Raw genomic sequence first — 19,492 nt, 5'->3', positions numbered from 1 at the left:
GTATCTGTTTTGGCAGAAACAGAACCGCCTGAGGTTACGCTGCCCAAAAATAAGATGTCTCCGTCCGAGTTCACGGCCTTCACATCAGAACTTGCATTCACATTGCCGTCAACAGTGATTTCTCCCTCCTGCTCCAGAGTAACTGTACCGGCTTCGCCATTCTTTCCTTTTTTGGTCACAAGATCCGATTCGACAGTTAAGGCGCCTGCATCCAGATTAGTGAGCGCAATATTGCCATGCACCTCGTCAGGAATAGCCGCCCGCAAGTTTTTGCCCGCATGGGTCCGTACCGTTACACTGCCGTCAATGACCTTAACCGGGTTGCCGTCTGCATCTGTTTTATCCGTAGGCAGGCCGTTGGCTGTAAAGTACCGGAACTCGTTCCGGTCGTTTGTCAGTTTTACTTCCCCCTTGCTGACCGTATCAACCCTGGCGGCTTTCAGCGCGCCGTCTTCCGTTTCAGTAATGCTCCCCTGCTCCGAGGTCAGCGTAACCGGCCCACCGCCTGTGTAATAGACATCCTGGCCATCCGCGACCCTGTTCAGGTTTCCTGTTATTATTTTGCAGAATGTTTTTGGATACTACCGTTTATAATGTGGTTTTCGCCCTTTTTATTTCTTCTGAACCCGCTTCCCCGGTTCTATGGCCTGTATGGGGCAAACCAGAATACACAGATGGCAGCCCACACATTTGTGCACATCCAGTGCAGGTTTACCATCTGTATCTAATCGTATTGCCTGATGACCTCCGTCAAAGCAGGAAATATAGCAGCGCCCGCAGCCAATGCAATTGTTGCGCACAAAACACGGATATTGGATACTGGTACGGTCTAAATCCTCCGCCGATACAATATATGTCAGCGCCCGCCCCACAATATCCTGCACATGCGTAAAACCACGAAGCGCCAGGTAATCGCCGAGGCCTTCTTTCAGATCATCAATGATACGGTAGCCGTACTGCATCACGGCCGTTGCAATCTGGATGGTTCCACAACCCATAAGCAGGAACTCCATGGCATCTCTCCAGTTTTCAATGCCGCCCATGCCACTGATAGGAACTTCTGCCAGGGCGGAATCTTTCCGCATCTCATTAATAAAACGGAGAGCAATGGGCTTCACGGCTTTACCCGAATATCCGCCTTCAATACTCTGCCCGTTTACCCCGGGCTCTGACAAAAAGGTATCCAAGTCAATATTCATGATACTGCGGATTGTATTGATTGCCGCAATACCATCTGCCCCTGCTGCAATAGCAGCCTTTGCCGGAATTTCCATGTGAGTGATGTTGGGCGTCATTTTTGCCAGCACGGGGCGCCTGGTGCCTTTTCGTACTGCTGCTGTGTAACGGGCCACCAGTTCCGGACTCTCACCGATTTCCGCGCCCAGCCCTTCCTCCACCATTTGAGGACAGGAGAAGTTACACTCAATCATGTCTGCACCCGCTGTTTCCATATCGGCAGCAAGACGGGTCCATTCCGCTTCGTTTCGCCCCATGATGGAAGCGATGATGACCTTGCCGGGAAAATCCTGTCTCAGTCGGCGCAGAAAACCAAGGTTTTCCTCATAGGTGTGATCGGAAAGCTGTTCGATATTTTTAAAGCCTACAAAGGAGCGCCCTTCTTTGGAAAGAGCCGAAAAACGCGGTGATGCTTCCCGGATATCCAGAAGGGAAATCGTTTTAAAGGCAACGCCTCCCCAGCCCATGGACAATGCCTTGGCCACCATGTCATAATTGCTTCCCGCTACGGAAGATGACAAAAAAAACGGATTTTCACAATGCACGCCGCAAAAATCAACGGACAGGTCTACTTCGGTTTTCGGCACATCTACATGCAGAGCAAAAAGATCACAGAAGAGTTCTTTGATCCTCACCGGTACGTCCAGTTTACCGCGACGGCAAGCCTGCACACAGGGCGCATCGCAGTTCTCGCAATAATGAACAACCGGCAGGCGCCGACGGGCCCCTACCCGGTTCTCAAAATTCAGCGCCCGTACAATCCGTCCGATATCAATCCCATGGGGACAGCCCGCATTACATACCGGTTCATGACATAGCAGGCAGCGACCGGCTTCTTCTTTGATTCGTATGACTTGTTGCTTTTTCACGGTATCTCCTCATAAGCTTCAAAAAACAATTACTCCTTTACTTTGAGACCAGGCCCAAACAATGGGAAAGATATTTCTTATCATCCATACGGGATGCAATGATCGCTTTTTCTATCGCTTTGGCCATGACTTCCGCCGCCAGCGTTCCCGCCATGTTAACATCCGCCTGCACCGGTTTTCCGCAGGATGAGGCGTATATGGTATCCCCGTCAGCCAGGGTCCCCACCGGTTTAATCGCGCGGGCGAACGCATTTCTTGTCTGTCCAGCAATGGTCGTCAGTTCCGCTTTATCAAAGTTTCCGTTGGTAACAATGGCTCCGACGGTTGTGTTGGTCCGGTTAAACAAATCCGCCGGCTTCGAGATGCGGTACAACTCGGCAACGCTGTCCTGGAACGAGGTGCGCTCCCGGTTCATGAGGCCGGCTATCTTTTGCCCGGTTTCAACAGAATACACATCTCCCAGCGCATTTAACACCACCACGGCGCCCACCTTCAGTTCCCCGATCTGTACTGCATGATAACCGATACCCGATTTCATGGACTGCCCCATACCGCACAGTTTGCCTACCGTTGCACCGGTACCGGCGCCTACGGAGCCGCTAATCGCCTTGCCCTTGTTCAGGGCGTCCAGACAGGCGTCGTATCCCATTTTTTTATCCGGGCGCACTTTGGCGCTGCCGTAGGAAAGATCGAAAATACAGCTCTGCACCACCAGCGGAACCCGCGCGAAGCCGGTATCAAAACCGATATCATGTTCTTCCAGGCATTGCATCACACCGTCAGCGGCCGCCAGCCCGTAAGCGCTGCCGCCGGAAAGAACGATGGCATGGATTCCGATATTTTCTTTCGTAGGATCTAACACGGGGGTCTCCCGGGACGCCGGTCCGCCGCCGCTGATATCTACCCCGGCCTTTGCTCCTGCCGGGAAACAGAGGACGGTCACACCGGTTTTGGCCACGTCATCCTGGGCGTTACCGATTCGTACCCCTTCTATCGAAGAAAAAGGAATTTCCCTTACTGTATTTCCGTTTTCCATCGCCCGGACTGTGCTTCCGCTGGCCATAAGGACAAATGCTGTCAGCATATGAACAGCGTGGCGTAATACTGTCCTGATTCGCATGATGCCCTCCTCTGTCACATTCATTATTTGTGAATGTCAGTAACCTTAATATCGGACGGTTTCGCATCACGTACGGGTACAGAACCGTCTACCTTACCATAACCGACCAGCCCGTAACGGTCGTAATAGGCAATTTTCCCATAACCTTTGCGGATCTGTTCCGGCAGGTCCTTGCCTGCCGTTACATTGCCCATATACGTAATGCTGCCTGACCCGGTATGAGCAATCACACTGCGTCCTGCGTTTACATCGCTGCCATATAAAATATTCCCGCTGGCTGCGTCTGCTATTACGTCTCGCCCTGCTTTTACAACTCCCAGATAAATGATATCCCCGTTTTGAGTGATTTTGGCTTCCACACTGCCGCCAGCGCTGACAGAATCAGCATAGACAATCGTCCCGTTCCCCATTGTTGCAGTCACATCGCCGCCGGATCTCACTTTACCGTCATACCAAATCCAGCCGGTCCCGGCTTCCGCAGTAACCCCACCGGTTGCTTCCACGGTGCCGAGATACTCAATCGAGCCGTTCTGTGTGGTCGCTTTCACATCCCTGCCTGCTGCTGTATTACCGGAATAAATGACATCGCCTTTTTCTTTTACGGTGCCGGTAATGTTCTTTCCGGCTTTTACTCTGCCCACAAAGATGATATCGCCTTTTTGTGTTGTAGCGGTTATATTCCCGGAGTCAGAAGTTATCTTTCCTTCCACGATGATATCGGTATTATCCGTTTGCAGGCTGATGTTACGTCCCGCGTGGATGTTCATCACTTCATTAACCTTTTCGTCCTTGTAAAGGGTAATGCTGCCGTCCGCGCCGGTCTTCAGCGTCATGTCCCGCTTTGCGTCAAGGTCGCCGCCGATATCAATATCTCCCGTCTCGCTGGTAATCGAAAGATCCTGTTTGCTCGCCTCCAGTTTACCGTCGGCTACAATATCACCGTCCTTGCCGGTCATTTCCAGAATTCCGCCAGTAACGCTGCCGTTTATGTAGATACCGCCTTCCGCTGTATTGTTATGCAGCGCCGCCAGGTTCCTGGCCATTATATTGCCGTTCACCACAATATCGCCGTTTTTTCCTTTGTCGGTCTTATCCGGGCTAACCTGAACCGTAGCGTTTTCCGCATTTACGTCGCCGGATACATAGATATCACCGCCTGCCAGAGTCTCTAACATGGTATCGGTACCCGCCGAAAGCTTACCCGTAAGCTGCAGGTTACCTTCGCTTTGCAGGATTGCCTTGTGGGTTGTTTTCACATTGCCCACGTTCATTATCGCCTTATCCCCTAAGAGACCGTTGACACCCCTGATAGAGGCTTCATCCGCTTCCAGAATGATTTCCGCCCCGTTATTGAGGATACGCAGCGGGGCAAACCAGCCCAGCTTACCGTCTGTGGTAAGCTGAACTTTTTCCCCTGCATTCAGGTATGCGCTGCCGTAATTTTTGTCCCCGAGCGTATCGATTCTCTCGATGCCGGGCCGGGAGTCAAGGGCAAGGGTATGGCCCGCATACAGGGAGCCTGCATACAGCTTATCTGTCCCCATATTTTTGATATAGATACTGTCATCCGCGTTGGCGCTCTGGAGGTAGCCCCGCAAGTCCACTCCCAGGTACTTATCAGCAGCACCGATATCTTTTGTTCCGCCATAGGCGATCAGATTTTTCGCTTTAATATTGGCCTGATCCGCGTCCTTACCCTGCAGGGCATTGTAGATGCCTTCCTGGGTGTACAGCCGCACATCCTGTTCGCCCGCATTGATCACCCCGGTATTAAGGGGAGAATAAACGCCCTTTGTATCGCTTCTGCCGGCGATAAATATGCTTTCACCGACGGTAGCGACATTCACTTTTTCCGTTGCCTTAACGCCCAGTGGACTCAGATTGCCGATGACAAAGGAGTACACTGTGCCGTCTGTCGGCGTCACATTCCCCGTAGCATCCAGGGCGATTACAGCCTGTTTACCCTCTGCATCCGTACCAAAAAACAGGGTATTGCCGTTTTTATCCTTCATCGTAACATCCGCCGCGTCTGCGTTGGCCAGCTTTTTCAGGTTGGCAATGGCCGCATCGGAGCCGCCGATAAGGTCGCTGGCAAGAATGGTGGTCGTACCACCGCTGTTTATACCGACACCTTTGGCGGCCAGTGTCACATTTTTCCCCTGTACGTTGGCCATCTTGCCCTGGGTTTCGGTGGTAACGCCGCTTTCCTTATTGACGATGGCGTTGCGGATGGAGTAAAGCAGCTGATCTTTTGTCCAGGCAAAATTCGGATGGGTATATTTATCCACGATAGCCTGGTAGTACTTATCCGCAGCCAGATAGTCCTCAACGCTGGTATAGGCAGTACCGTCCCCTTTGGTGAACATTTCTTTCACTGCCGCGCTGGCTTCCCCGCCGGTAAACAGGGCAAACTGCATTTCAACCCGGGTCTTGTAATTGGCCGCATCCTGCTTCAGGCTTTTGATATATGCGCCTTCATAATTCTCCGTACCGGCGATGAGCCCGGCATCGATCCAGTGCCGCACCAGATCGTCCTCTTCCATATTGTTGCTGTTCTCTCTCTGGGGCAGGGCGTCCAGCAGCTTTCCGTTCTTCGCCGTCAGGGTCACGTCGCCCTCACGGGACACGATAGAGCCAATCCGCATATCGCCTTTTTCTTCCGTCAGATAGATATCCTTTTTCGCACTGGCGTCCACATTGGCAGAATCCGGTTTAAAGCCATAAGCTTCCGCCTGGGATCGCATTATCAGCGCCTGCTTTGCCGTGCCGATGCCACCATTGACGCTGGTCAAGTCGATTTCCCTTCCTGTCACGGCAATTTCCGAACCCGACTGGGTAATATCGCCGTCCGCCTGCAGCGTCACATCGCCTGTGCCATCTTTTCCGTAGGAGCGGCTCTCCAGCTTCTGAATCTCTACATTGCCTGGCAGGGCCTGACCCTCCGCTGTACCGCCCCGGACAGTTACATCAATATTGCCGCCCTGGGCGGAAACCGCGCTGAGCAGCACCTTGTCCGAGGTGGTAAAGGTCTGCCCGTCCCCGCTGGCGGTGCGGGTACCCAATGAAGTAATATGGATATTTTCAATATTATTCGCAGCCTGCAGGTCCGCCTTCCCGGTGATCAGTGCCGTATCCCCCTGTTGGACGATGCTGCCTGCCGCCGTATGGATGGTCAGCAAGGCATTGACCGTATTGTTTTTAATCGTATCCGTCAGATTAATACCGGAACCATCCTTGTTGGTACCGGTCAGGGAGATGCTGCCGACTTCCTTGCCGATGAAGCCGATGCCGATATCCCGGTCCGCCTTCAGGGAGAAAGTGTAAGACTGACTGGAGCCGGTCTTGGTGGTCCATTCCAGATGGTATTTAGGATTGGACCAAAGCGCCCATGCATTGCCGCTTTCTTTCCAGTTTCCGGTTACAGTGCGGGTAGAGCTGGTGACCCGGTTTTCGTAGACCGCGCCAAACTCCTTCCCGTTCAGCTTCTTTCCGTATTCGGTGTCGTTGATTACATCTATAAAGGTACCATTGCCCAGATTGCGGGTACTGCCCTTATTTATCTCTTTCGCTTCGCTGCTGCTTTCCAGTTCTTTCAGTTTGGACTGGCTGCTGGTGGTATCCAGAGCGCCCCAGAACAGAGAGTTCTGGACTTTGTGGTAATACTTCGTGGTGCCGGTTTCCGTGCCCAGGGTCCAGTTATAACGGAGGCCTTCCTTCACCTTGTATGTGCCTGATGGCGTGGCGTCGCTGTTGTAACCGATACCGGCCGTTGTCTTTGCAGCTTTTTCCGCTGCTGCACTGTCTTTGGCATACTGGCTGTAACTGGCAATGGTTCTGGTGGTGGAGCGGGTATATTCCGTCCAGATATCCCTGGCCAGATCGGTAATGGTGATCTTGCCTTCGATGTTGTTATTGAGCACCTTGCCTACGTCCAGGCCATAGACAGAATTATTGGTAACGAAAATGTCCGCACCGCCGTCCGCTGCGAGAATTCTGCCGTTGCCCGTGCTGGAAATCCGGCCCGTCAGGTAGACCTTGCCGCCTTTGGTATCAATGTCCTCTACCAGCAACCGGTCGGTCTGGGGATCATAATATACCTGTACAACATATTTGAATCCGCCGATACTTTTATCATAAACAGGCTTCCCGCCGTCGTTCACCTTGTACATAGTACGGCCCTGAACGGTAACCGCCCGGTCAGGCGTCTTGACCTTGTCAATATTACGCAGCGCATCGTCGTCAACCGCGGCCTCATACTTGCTGTAGCCGCTCTGAATCAGGCCGTTTACGTTAATATCCGCTGCAGCAATATATACACTGTCCCCGGCGATACGCCCCAGCTCTGCATTAGTGATGTCCGAAGCTGTCTGGGTGATTCCTTCCGTCTCAGTTTCTGTCTTGTTCGCCGTCTTATCCTTCAGAATGTTTTCTTTAACCCTCCTTATGTTCGTATCCACCTCATCCGCGTTCAGGTCCTGGGGCCGCCCGCCGATATTTACAATACCGTCCACATAGTCCTGGGAGATGCTGTCCTTAGCGGTAAGCTGTACCGTCCGGCCGGTAATGTTAGCACCTTTCGACGTGCCGCCAATGGTTATAGAGCCGCTGCTGTTGCTAATGCGGATATCCCCGGCATAGTTGTTCAAATCACCCACTACAGCCACATCGGTAATGGGGGTATAGGTACCCTGCTTACCGGTAGAATCCTTTACCAGAACAGAAGTCCCCGTCGTATTTTCGTTAGTAACCTTAATCACGCTGGCCCGATTGCCTGCCGTATCATTCCTGAAGATAACGAAGGCCGCCTGCTTCTTTTTGTCTTTGTTCAGTCCGTTGACATCCTCGTTTTTCGCTACACTGGTCAGGGCCGTACCGGTACCCCGGAAGCGGATTTCCCCACCCGGGTCTTTAATCTGGATCCCGTCCAGCTTCAGGTAAGCGTTAGAGTTGTTGGTAATGGTCACCTGGGGCGCGCCGTTGGCTTCCAGCTTGCCTTTCCCGTACAGGTTTTCCGACTGGACCGTAATGTTGCCGCCGCTGGCAGTGATTTCCGGAATCTCCACATAACGGATGGTAAAGCCGTTGGTCTTGTAGACTTTAACAGTCTTGCCATCCGTACCTTTTTCCAGGTCAAAGAGCCCCCGTTTGTCCAGCTCGTCAAGGATGCGCTGCCGCTGTTGCACATAACCCAGATAAGATGCCATGCTCTTGGTGTCCGTACCGGTGCTGTATTCCTTGATCAGGGCTTCCACCGCAGCCAACTGTACCCCAAGCTGGGTAGCATAATCCATATCGCCGGTCTTAATATCGTCCTTGTTGAAGTTTTCACTGGAGCCTTTGGTATCAATGACCAGCTTAGACTGCCCGCTTACCGGCGAGACTCCGCCTGCTTCGGGTACGGCGCTGCCGGTAATGGTAATGTTCACCTTATTGTGGATGCCTGCCTTCAGAGCGCCTTCCACGTTTACAAAGTTGTTGTTGGTCTCTTTGATATCCGACTTGCCCGGGGCATTGGTGACCACTTTGTCTTCTTTGTTCTTGCCGGCAACCAGATTGACTACCTTTACCACGTCTTTCTTAAAGGTTTCGCTGCCATTGTCTGCCCCCAGGTTGATATTACGCACGGAAGTTGCGCTGCCGGAAGCACCCACCTTCACCTGCTGGTTGTTCTTCAGGTCCAGCTTGACTTCCGGTGCGGTATCAAAAGAGAGAACTGTATTGTTATGGGCTTCCGCCAGGCTTTTAATATTCAGTTCCGCATCTGCCCCGTCCACGTCAGAGCCGGCATACAGGTTGATATCATGTGAGCTGGCCAGCTTTCCGTTCACTTCCACGCCGTTATTACGGGTGACCCGGTTATCCACCTCGGCGCCTACTGTACCTTCGAAACCACCGATATAGACTTCCGCCGCCCCATCTATCTTGATTTTGTCGCTGCTGCTGAGGGTAATATCGCTGCCGTCCTCAAAGGCGCCATCCTGTTCCAGGACCGCCCCATTGTTCACGGTAACCTTATTGGTGGAAGTGACAAAATTATCACTGTATACATATTCATGTTCGAATGCGCCGCCGGCCTTGCCTTCCACCTTGTTATGCATGTCAATATCGCTATATGCGTCGTAAACCTGGCCCCTGACAGTGTTCACTTTGGCGTTTTTGCCGATGATCACATTGGCTTTGTCCGTTATCTCCTGTTCAGATTTTACATCCGGCGCAACTTGGATCACACCGCCCACGTTCATGTGGTTGTTCCAAGTCTCCCCGTCATAGGCACCGGTAACCGTCTTGTTCGCCGCCAGTACATAACTCTTTCCTGCGTTTAGCTGCGCACCTTCCTTGATTTCGGTTTTGGTATCCATCTCCACATGGTTGTCGGAGTTGGCCCAGGTAACGCTTATCAGGCCGCCGGCACCGGTCTTGGATGTGCCCTTGGAGGTAACCTGCTGGTTGGAAGCGATATCCGCGTTGCCTGTTACATCCCATGCGCCGGCCAGGGAAGCGGTATTTGTCGTTTTGGTATTCATTGTAATGGTAGCCGATGCACCCACAGCCAGGATACCGCCGGAATCTCCGTCCGCAAAGCCCTTGGACGTGTTGGCGCCGCCTGCGTCGATTTTCAGGTTCTGCAGTTTTACAGTCTGGCCGTTGCTGCCGCCTCTGGCCTCTACCAGGCTCTTATCATTACCTTCCGTTTTTGCGTCGCCGAAGCCCACAGAGGCAAGCAGGCCTATAGTCGTATTACCCAGGGTAGCCCTGCGGCTGGCATTGTTCTGGGTGATGAGGGCCAGATCGGTATAAGAACCTTTAACCGTAGTTTCCTTTTCCTGCCCCTGTTCGTCTGTAGTCTTTTCCTTCGTTTCCGTCTTGTAGGTTTCCGAGCCCATATTCACACTGGCCGTAGTTGCCGTAATGGCCTTGGCCTTGTTGGGTGCCACCCCAACAATGGTGCCGCTGGTTGCCCGGGTGTCGGCATAGGTCATGTCCGTCCCTTCTTTACCGATAACTGCCCGGACCAGTACCGCATCGCCCAGCAGCTTGTTGCTGTCTGCCACATCTACTTTGGCTGCAGAGTAGGCCTCCGCATTGCTCTGCATGACGGAAACGCCAATCAGGGCGATTCCCGTACCACCAGCTTCCGCCATAACCGCAGGGGCGTTGACCGCTTCCATTTTCATGGCATCCGAAGTAAAAGTATTACCACTGTTTTCCACGGAAACAGCAGACGTACTCTTATCATAGGCCTTGGCCGTGTTCACGACCACGGCGCCTCCGCCTACGCCTACGCCGGTAGTCTTAGCCGCTACCCGGCCTGTCCGCTCTGTCAGCAGGCTGACAGAGGCCGGAATCTTTTCCGTTGTCTTCTTTCCGCCACTGCCAGTTACCTCCTGCGTCTTCGTTGTCTCTGCCTGCAGTTTGCTGCCGCCCTTTACGGTTACAAAATTGTTTGCGATATTCGTATTATGAGCCACGCTGACAGGCACCGCCACACCGGCGGCAGACACACCGATCATATTGACTTTGCTCTGCGCGGAATCGCTGGATTTCACAGTAAGGTCGCCGTTGGTGGCGGTCAGTGTTCCGTGGTCGACCGTAATACCGGTATTGCCCTTTGTGGTCAGTCCCGCGTAGCCTACGCCGACGCCCACGATGCCCAGTCCCGCCTGCACCGTACGAAGATGGATGGCGTCTTCCTTATTTTCCGTCACATTGCCCTGACGGGTCGCCAGGGTCACGCTGGCGCCTTTCACGGTGGAATCCTTTACTGAAATATCATTCAACTGATTCAGGTGGTAAACCGTATCCGCTACGTTTACCTCTATTGCCCCCAGGGAGCCGCTGCCGCCATTCAGTTCTGCATCGTTCAGTTCGGTATTGTTCACGGTCAGGGCGCCCTTGGCGGCTTCCAGTGTGGAGCCATTCTGCACATAGGTATGCACGCCGATGCCGGTTACATACTTCTTATCCTTGGTGTCGGCGTCAGCCTTTACCTTTTCCCGCATTACCTTCTTTTCCGCATCGGTCATGCCGTAGAAGTTTTCGGAAAGGTCCCGCTTGGTATTGTCATTGACGATGCCGATTGCCTTGTTAACGGCGTCCGTATGGCTGAAGGAAGTCTCTTTTCCATCAGCATCCTTGGATTTTCCCAGACTGTTGATCCCGTCATTTACCGTAACGGCCGCCACATTCACCGCAGCGCCGACGAGCCCGCCGGCGCCGACCCCGGCCACGGTAGCGTCAACGTCACGCTGTGTCTTCGTGTTCACGGTCAGAGTGTCCTTTGCCTTGAGGGAACTCTTGTCTACAATGGTGCTGACACTGTCGTTTAAGGTGCTGGCATCAACGCCCACGCCTATGCCCACCCACAGACCGCCCCCGCCAGAGCCGGTAATGTCCTTGACCTTGATGGTATTCGCCGTATCCACTTTAATGGTATCCGCTTCCAGAGTGCTGCCTGCGATCCGGCTGGTCACTTTGCTGTCAATATTATTCACCGCCACGCTGCCGGCCCCGCTGCCACTGAACAGACTTGCCGCCAGGCCCACGGAAACCAGCTGGGCCTCCAGTCTGGTGTTGTTGGACGCGCCTACAGACAGAGTGGATTTTGCCGTACTGCCCCTGGCCTTGTCGTTGGCTTTGATATCGCTGTTCTCCACATTGGCGGTCACAGCAGAATTTTCTTTCACCAGGCCAACGCCCATGTTCAGAGAACCGGCAAAGCCTTCGGCACCAATAGCCAACCCTGCGTCCACGTTCAGGTTGTAAATCCTATCCTCATGGCTGGCTTCTACCTTCGCATCCTGAGAGTAATCTACAGTAGCGTTGGTCACCGTGGCAAGGGTGGAGCTGTTCATCCGGTTGATATTTACGTTGTCGCCGGAGGCAATGGAAGCCGTAGCGCTGCCCGCTATGGCGCCGGCCACGTTAAAGGAGGACATGGCCTGTTTGGCATCTGCGGTCACATTAAATTTTTTAGCGTAAACGGTATTTTTATCTTTACCGGTATCACTGCTTTCGTAGTATTTCCTTGTATCGTTCCATTTGGCAGAAGACGTGGAAATACCGGCCGCCGTTATCCGGCTCACCTCGTTGACAGTACCGGTAAAGCCAGCTGCGATACCTGCGTTGCTGCCGACACCCACGGATGCCGCGCCGCTGAATTCCGCCACGTTGGTGTAATCCGCCGCATGGACGGTCACATCGCTGCGTTTGTCTGCTGTGTTAAGCTTTGAATTCAACACCTTCGCCGTGGTGGAACCGGCGATTTCGTTCAGGTTGATCACCCCAGCCACGGAAACACCTATGCCGCTGTCTCCAGCGCCCACCGCCACTCCACCGTTAGCCATTACGGAAGCAATGGAGTGGGTTGAGGAAGCGTCCACAACCATGCCGCTCTTTTCTTCTACCACACGGCCCTTCTGCAATCTGCTGACGCCGTATTTTTTATTATCCCCCTCGCCTTCCGTGAAGGATCCGCTGGACCAGGTGTTCCTGCTTACGGCGCCGTCAATCAGGTATTTTTCGTCATCCGTATTGTCCTTCAGCTTGCCGGCAGTCTTAATCTTATTGCTGTCGCTGCCGGCCGCAGCTACCGTACTGTCACTGATAAGGGCGGCAGTATTGCCGTTGATTTTATTATTGGACCCCGTTACACCGATTGCAGCGGAAACGCCCTGGCCACCCGCAGCCACGTCCAGCACGCCCGCGTAGTTGGAGATGGCTTCGTCGCTTCGGGCCACCACGCCCACATTGCCTGCGCTGCTGATATTTGCTTTTTCTATTTTCGCCGTGGCATTGTTCTCAATGTAGTTATGGCTGCCGGAACCGCCGACGGCCGCTGTTCCTTTTACAGCAACGGAAGCGCCCATGGCCACACTGAGAATATCCCCCTGGGACGCGCTGTTGATATCCAGGTTACCAACATTCATGGCCGCGGCGTTCTGTTTATCCGTATAGGTCACACCTGCGGTGGTGGTATCCTTGATGCGGTTCACTCCTACTGCCACTACACCGGCCAGGAAGGTATCCGGCCCGGCAAGTTGCAAAGCCGCTGCTCCGGTCTTCAGGGTAGAAGAAGTATCCGCTTTCACGGTCACCAGCGCCGCCTTGCTGCCGCCGTCTTTATCAACGGTGGTATCCTTCAGGCCAGCGGTATTGTTTTTGAAGATATTGGCGTCCGCCCCTATGCCCTGGGCGGCGAATTTCGCGCTTTTAACCAGGCCTGCGCCCACAGCCACCGTAGTCGCTTTGGAGGTGTCCGAAGTGATGGCACGGATTTCAGGAGCCTTTCCGTCCTTTTTCACCGTGGTGATATCCGCGTTGTTGATTTCAGCCCGCAGGGTCTCTTTGCCGTCGCCGGCAGCGGATCCTTTGTCACTTTCCGTTAAAGCCACACCGACACCTAAGGCTACCGTGGTATCCTTAATTGCCAGTTCCGCTGCACCGGCTACGGTAGTCTTTGTGGTTTTATCCGTCGCCTTTACCGTCACGGAAGAGGCGTTGGTAATCTTATCCTTGCTGCTTCCTTTCTTCCCGTCTTTATCTTCCCCTATGACAGCTATCGTATCGTTATGACCCCGGTTAATACCAAAGTTGCCATGGGCTGCTACATTGCCATCATCCTTGTAAGTTGCCGCAGCACCCAGGGACAGGGCCAGAGCATAGGCGTCATTTGACGCGTCCAGGGATATGTCCACACCTTTCGCCGCATCCTTCGCCCGAATCTGGTTGTTCCCGACGTACACACCCGTGGTGTCATCCATGCGATTATAGGCAATACCTAAGCCCACCGCATTCTTACCTCCGGCAAAGTCGCCTGTGACGTTGACGATGTGGCTGGTGTTCTTCGCCACGGCTTTAACCGTATTGGCAGTGATACCGCTGTTTGCAGCTGTACCGTTACGGTTTCCGGTGACAGACACAATATTATCCTGGTCCAAATCGTTAAAGGACAGGGAACCCACACCGCCCCAATCCGCTTCGCTGACACTGACGCCCGCTGCCACAGACACGATGTTGGTATGCACGTCCGCAGCCGCCTTGACAGAACCTGCTTCCAGGATCTTATTATTGGTAATGTCAGCGTTGAACTTGTTGGTCACATTATTAACCGAAAGCGCCGCGCCGGCCGCGTTCGTCTTCCCTTCGGAAATCTCTGCCGCCACGTTGACAATGGCGCTGCCGGCCGCAATCCCTGTTCCCAGCTTGTTCGTCGTCTCACTGCTCAGGTATCCCAGCCCGGTAGCATCCACCTTGCGGTCTTCCAGGTATTTTTTATATTGATTCTCCTTTTTGCCGGAAATATCCTGACTGGTCACCGTCACAGCGCCGGCAGCCTTCACGGTCTCTGTGCCGGAAATAAAACTGCGGTTGGTATTCTTCAGGTCCGAGTAGGCCAGCGACCCCGCTGCCGCAACGCCCTTTTCCGACCGGGAAAAGCCCAGACCTGCCGCCGCGTTCACCTGTGTCAGGGCGTCCTCGCCGGCCACCAGCAGATTGGAAAGACCCGTGTAGGAGCCCCCCTGAATGCCGCTCTGGATATCGTTATTGATTTCGCTGACGGCCGCAGTCATGCCGGCTGCGATGCCCGTTCCCGCCTGATCCGTCTTGACCCAGGCCAGATCTAAGCCTCCGGACACCTGGATATCGCCGTCATAGGCACTGTTTTCCAGGTCAGTACCGCCTGTATAGGTTATATTATCGGCTTTTCCTTCATACTTGGAGTTTGTGTCTATCAGCAGTGCATGGGCGCCGGTATTTGCCTTGTTCATGGCCAGACCGAAAGAGACACTGACATCCGTACTGGTCCCCTGGCTGTCGTTCGTCACCGCCAGGCCCAGGGCCGCAGCTGCTTCCGAACCGTTCCGGATAGCAGTGTTCTTAATGTTACCTGCCTGGGAAATCTGGGACGACAGCATCAGTGCATCTGCGTTCCGGTTCAGATGGTTGACCGCCAGCGCGGTGCCCAGCGCGCCTTTTTTTGCATTGTTGTTGGCAGCCGCCCCGGTTGCGCCGGTAAACCAGTTCACCGCCGCCGCGCCGGCCCAGGCCCCGCTGAAAACATCGTCCGCCGCTGTATTGACCAGAGAACCTGCCTTGTCTGCTTCCTTCTGCTTGCGAAGATCCACATTGACGCCGCTGATGACGGATGCCGTCTCGCTGTCCACCTTGTTCCAGGCCACGCTGGCCGCCGCCGTAGCATTGAAGGATGCTTCCGACGCATTATCGTTAGCGGGCTGCACCGGCTGGTATTGGCCAAAATCCCATGTCTTTCTTAGCTGAACATTCTCACTGGCTATCTTTTTAATCCTGTCAAGTGGGAAGCCCACCACATTCTTGCCGGCGTCCGTCATCTGGTCCCGCAGGTAGTTGCCTTTCTTATCCCAGTTGGTGAGAAAATCAAACCCGGCGTGGCTTTCCGAAGCCTCCGCGCCCTCAATGCCCACGGCGTTCAAGGTTCCGTTGCTGTTCCCCGTCACAGAAACGTCTCCGGCTGATATCACGCCTTTGGCTGCCCCTGCAACGGTTTTTGTCCCCAGAGAAGATGTCAGTTTTTCTGTAGTCAGGGAAAAATCCGTGCCCATCCGTTTCACCTGGGCTTCTGTGACTGCCACCTTGCGGGCGGTGGCCAGGGCATTTTCCGCCTTGATCTTGTTTTGTTCTTCTACGTTCTTTTTCTTAAACTCGTCCGTGTCTGTATCCGTCACAGTCCTGGATGCGTCCGAACCGGTGTCGCCGATCATGGCAATGCTGTTCACATCCAGCAGGTTCACCGCCACCCCGGCGCCCACCGTTGCATTGGTACGGGCGCTTCCCAGGGCCAGACCCCCGACCACATTGGTCACCGTAGTCTTGCTGTCGGCCCCCATGGAAAAGATTCCTGCTGCCTTGACCGTTGTTTCATCGTCCAGCAGTACCAGTGTGTTGCTGCCCCCCGTCAGCAGGCTCAGGGAACCAGTGACGCTCAGGTTCTTGTCCGCCTTGCCGGCACTCAGGATGATGCCGGTCTGGATCATTTCGTTTTTGGCATTCAGGGCAATGTTGCCGCTGTCCTTGCCGGCCGTATTTGCTGCAAGCGTCACATTTTTCCCGGACAGGATCAGGCTGTCGCCGATAAAATCCTGTACGGCTACGGTAGCCCCTGCAGCGTTGCCATTGCTTTCCGACATGGCAAAAAACTCCCCACCGTAGCCGGTGGCCGTCACCACATCGGTATCCGCCAGGGTATCAACCTTAATATTCTTCCCGGCGGAAATATTCGCCTTTTCTCCCAGGGATACGATTCCCTTGTTATGCAGTCTGGCAATATTAACAGACGCTGCCACATCCAGATTGGCGGATCCGCTGTCCTGGGAATCCACCATGTAACTGCGCACATAGTAGTTGGTATAGCTGGACGGGCTCAGACAGTAGGACAAATCCTGAACCATCTTTTTTGCTTCACTGCTCAGTTTGCTAACGTTCTTCCCTTCTTTTTTTAAGAAGTTCTTCAGCGAATCGCAAAAATCCCAGAAGGAAGCCCGGTCTGTTTCCGTTTTGACTTTTCCGTCCTCCAGCAGCTTCTGCACCTTCACGGTATCGGACTCCAGATTGGCCAGTTCCGGGAACTGATATCCAAAATTCTTTAATATCTTCCACATCTTTACCGCGCGGTCCGCTACATTTTTAAACGGCTCTGCCGCGTCGTAGATCTGCTTGCCCGTCGCGTTCAGGTTCACGCTTCCCTTTTCAGAAACCAGGGAAGCGCCTTTTTGGTTCCCCGTCGCCCCCTGCAATTCCACTTTGGCGTCGTTTTCGATATTGCTATACAGGACGGAGGTCGCAACCGTAACCTTGGACGCAGTGTCCGCATCCTGCTCATTAGCCCATCCCTGCAAAGAATGATGCAGGCTGTCAATGTGCGAGTTTGCCTCCAGTGTCACATCCCCGCCGGGGACCGCCTTACCATTGGCATCCTTTTTGACAGCGTCTCCGGTAGCCTTCAGGGTCACGCCGGGCGCAACGGTAACTGCGGCACTGTTGACGCTGTCCACCACCGCCACGGCGGCGCCAGCCGTAATATATCCCTGCGCAGTGTCAAAGGCATTCTCCAGACCTGCCAGTTTGCCTCCGTTTACAAGCCCGTTCCAGTGAAATTTTTCTTTCAGCTTGTTGGCAACCTTATCGCCTTTCGTTTGGCTTAACAGAACAAAGTCAATATAGGGCTTTTCTCCCTCGCCATTGGCATCTTCTGCGGCCACACTCATACCGGCGATCTCGTTTTCCGCCGTGGCCTTCACCGACTTGGCCTCTACGGACCGCCTGATGTTCACATTGGTCGCAGTATCAAAATCCAGCACCGTTACAGACGTAGACGCAAAGGTCTTATCCGCGCCCTCTACATAGCTGCCGGCCGACAACTCGCTGGTCGCGTGAGCTTTCGTCGAAAAGTCTCCCGCTTTAGCCGTAATGGTATTTTTGCCCTCGTCAACATCGATCTGGGCCAGGTTATCGCCAGTCAGCCATGATATCCCCACATAGATGGCATTGCCTTTGTCCCCATCCGCTCCGTAGCCGGTGTAAGGCGTCAACGCCATGGTTTTCAGTCCGGCATCTGTCTTGGCGTTCGCCTTCAGGGCCACGTCGCCCGCCGTGGAAATAATGTCCCCCTTCACATCCACCAACGCCTTGTTTTTCACAATGCCAACAGTAGCCGCCGCAACCGGCATCGCCGAAGTGGTTCCATCCGCCTTAGCCGGTCTGACCTTGGCCTCCAACTTGATTGTCGTAGATGCGTCCGCCTGCAAGGTTATATCGCCTGCCGCCTTAATATTGCCGTTTTCTTTCAGGTTCACCTGGGCGGTAGTGTTTTTCTGCGCCCCGGCGGCATTTATATTCAAGCCCAGCAAATCCCTGAGCAAATCTTTCCCGACATCCACTGCCATATCGGTCCACGTAAATTTAGTGCTGTCAAACTTATTCGTTGCGCTGGCCGAAATATCCGCTTTTCCGTCGGTCTCTATCGTGCCGTCCATATCTACCTTGGCATCGAGCGTAGTATTTAAAATCGCATCAATCGTGGGCGAATACAGGGAAGTATTATTGTGTTCCGTCGCGGCCCGTAAAATCACATCGCCGCTTTTATCATCGGATACAGCCGTCATTCCCACGTTTGAAAGCGTTGCTTTCGTAATCACATTACCGCTGGCGTCCTTAGCATTCACCAGGCTGGTAAAGTCAATATTTTTGTTTCCCCGCAAAAGGGCGCCGTTTTTAATGTCGATGTGGGCAGCGCCCAGCAGCATGCCGCTGCGGGTGTTCACCTGTCCCGCGATTTCAATTTTCCCGTTCGAAGCCAGCTTGAAGCCCTTTAACTCCTCCTGCTCGGCCCATTCGGTGCGCATCACGCTAAACTCTCCCGCGGCATTGCGTTTTCCAAAATTCGAAATGTAGTGCTCGAACTGGTAGGCCATCTGCGTCGTGCTGCCCCACATGCCGCTGGTACCCACCTTGCCGGTAAAATTATCGGAATCAGGCACCATGCCCACAAAACGGGCCGCGTTGATGACGCCGGTATTGCCAACGGCTATGCCGTCAGCACTCAGGAAATATAAATTGCCGCCGATGCGGTTGTCCTTGATTGCGTTCACCGTACCCTGGATATCAATTTTGCTTTTGACCAGGTTCACCAAATTTTCGGACTTTGTCTCCGGATGACCCTGCAGATGAAAATACATATTGGCAATATCACCCTGGGTAATTTTGAATTCCTTGAAACGGTTATAGCCAAAATTAACCCTGTCATTGCTCAATATCTGCTGGGCATAGATATCATGTACCTTCCCATCCGAGGTCAGGGACTTGTTGTCTGCATCCTTAATGACGGAAGCGAAACCGGGCGCAGCCTGCAGCAAAATACCCACCGTCATCAGCGGCACGATCCACTGGGCTGCCGTACGGGGACGGCAAATCTCGAAAGCACGCTCCCGAATGCCTGCCTGTGCCACCGTTGCCGCATAAATATGGCCTGCCGTTGCCTGCGCATGTGTCGCCAGCTGGCTGACGATGGATTTTACGTTATTTTTACCATGGTTCTTCGCAATCTCCGCAACCACTACGTAACAGTTTCTCGCATAACTCCAGATTACTTTATACGCTTTATTCATATATTAGCCCTCCCCCGGGAAAAACAATGGAACAAAATTATAAGCGACCGCGTTCAGTCAGTATTGTATAAGCCATAATAATCCATATTACAATATTACTATTTTATTATAACATAAAAAGCATA

General features: G+C 53.5%; 4 protein-coding genes. All 4 read right to left on the bottom strand.

What is annotated here, in order from left to right:
• Positions 1-266, bottom strand: a 266-nt coding sequence (locus BM159_RS10000; protein ID WP_143089428.1) for a hypothetical protein, incomplete at its 3' end; no start/stop codon positions are given.
• A gap of 345 nt (positions 267-611) precedes the next feature.
• Positions 612-2,105 (bottom strand): NAD-dependent dihydropyrimidine dehydrogenase subunit PreA, encoded by a 1,494-nt coding sequence (gene preA, locus BM159_RS09995; protein ID WP_093914092.1) that lies wholly within the window; start codon positions 2,103-2,105, stop codon positions 612-614.
• A 37-nt stretch (positions 2,106-2,142) separates the two neighbouring features.
• A complete protein-coding gene (locus BM159_RS09990; protein ID WP_093914093.1) occupies positions 2,143-3,141 on the bottom strand; it encodes a P1 family peptidase in 999 nt (332 codons plus the stop codon).
• A gap of 107 nt (positions 3,142-3,248) precedes the next feature.
• Entirely contained in the window at positions 3,249-19,367 is a 16,119-nt protein-coding gene (locus BM159_RS09985) for a leukotoxin LktA family filamentous adhesin (RefSeq protein ID WP_093914091.1), read from the bottom strand.
• Positions 19,368-19,492 lie beyond the last annotated feature (125 nt).

Source organism: Succiniclasticum ruminis DSM 9236 (genome assembly GCF_900112895.1).
GTDB lineage: Bacteria > Bacillota > Negativicutes > Acidaminococcales > Acidaminococcaceae > Succiniclasticum > Succiniclasticum ruminis.
This window is presented reverse-complemented; position numbering and strand designations above follow the sequence as displayed.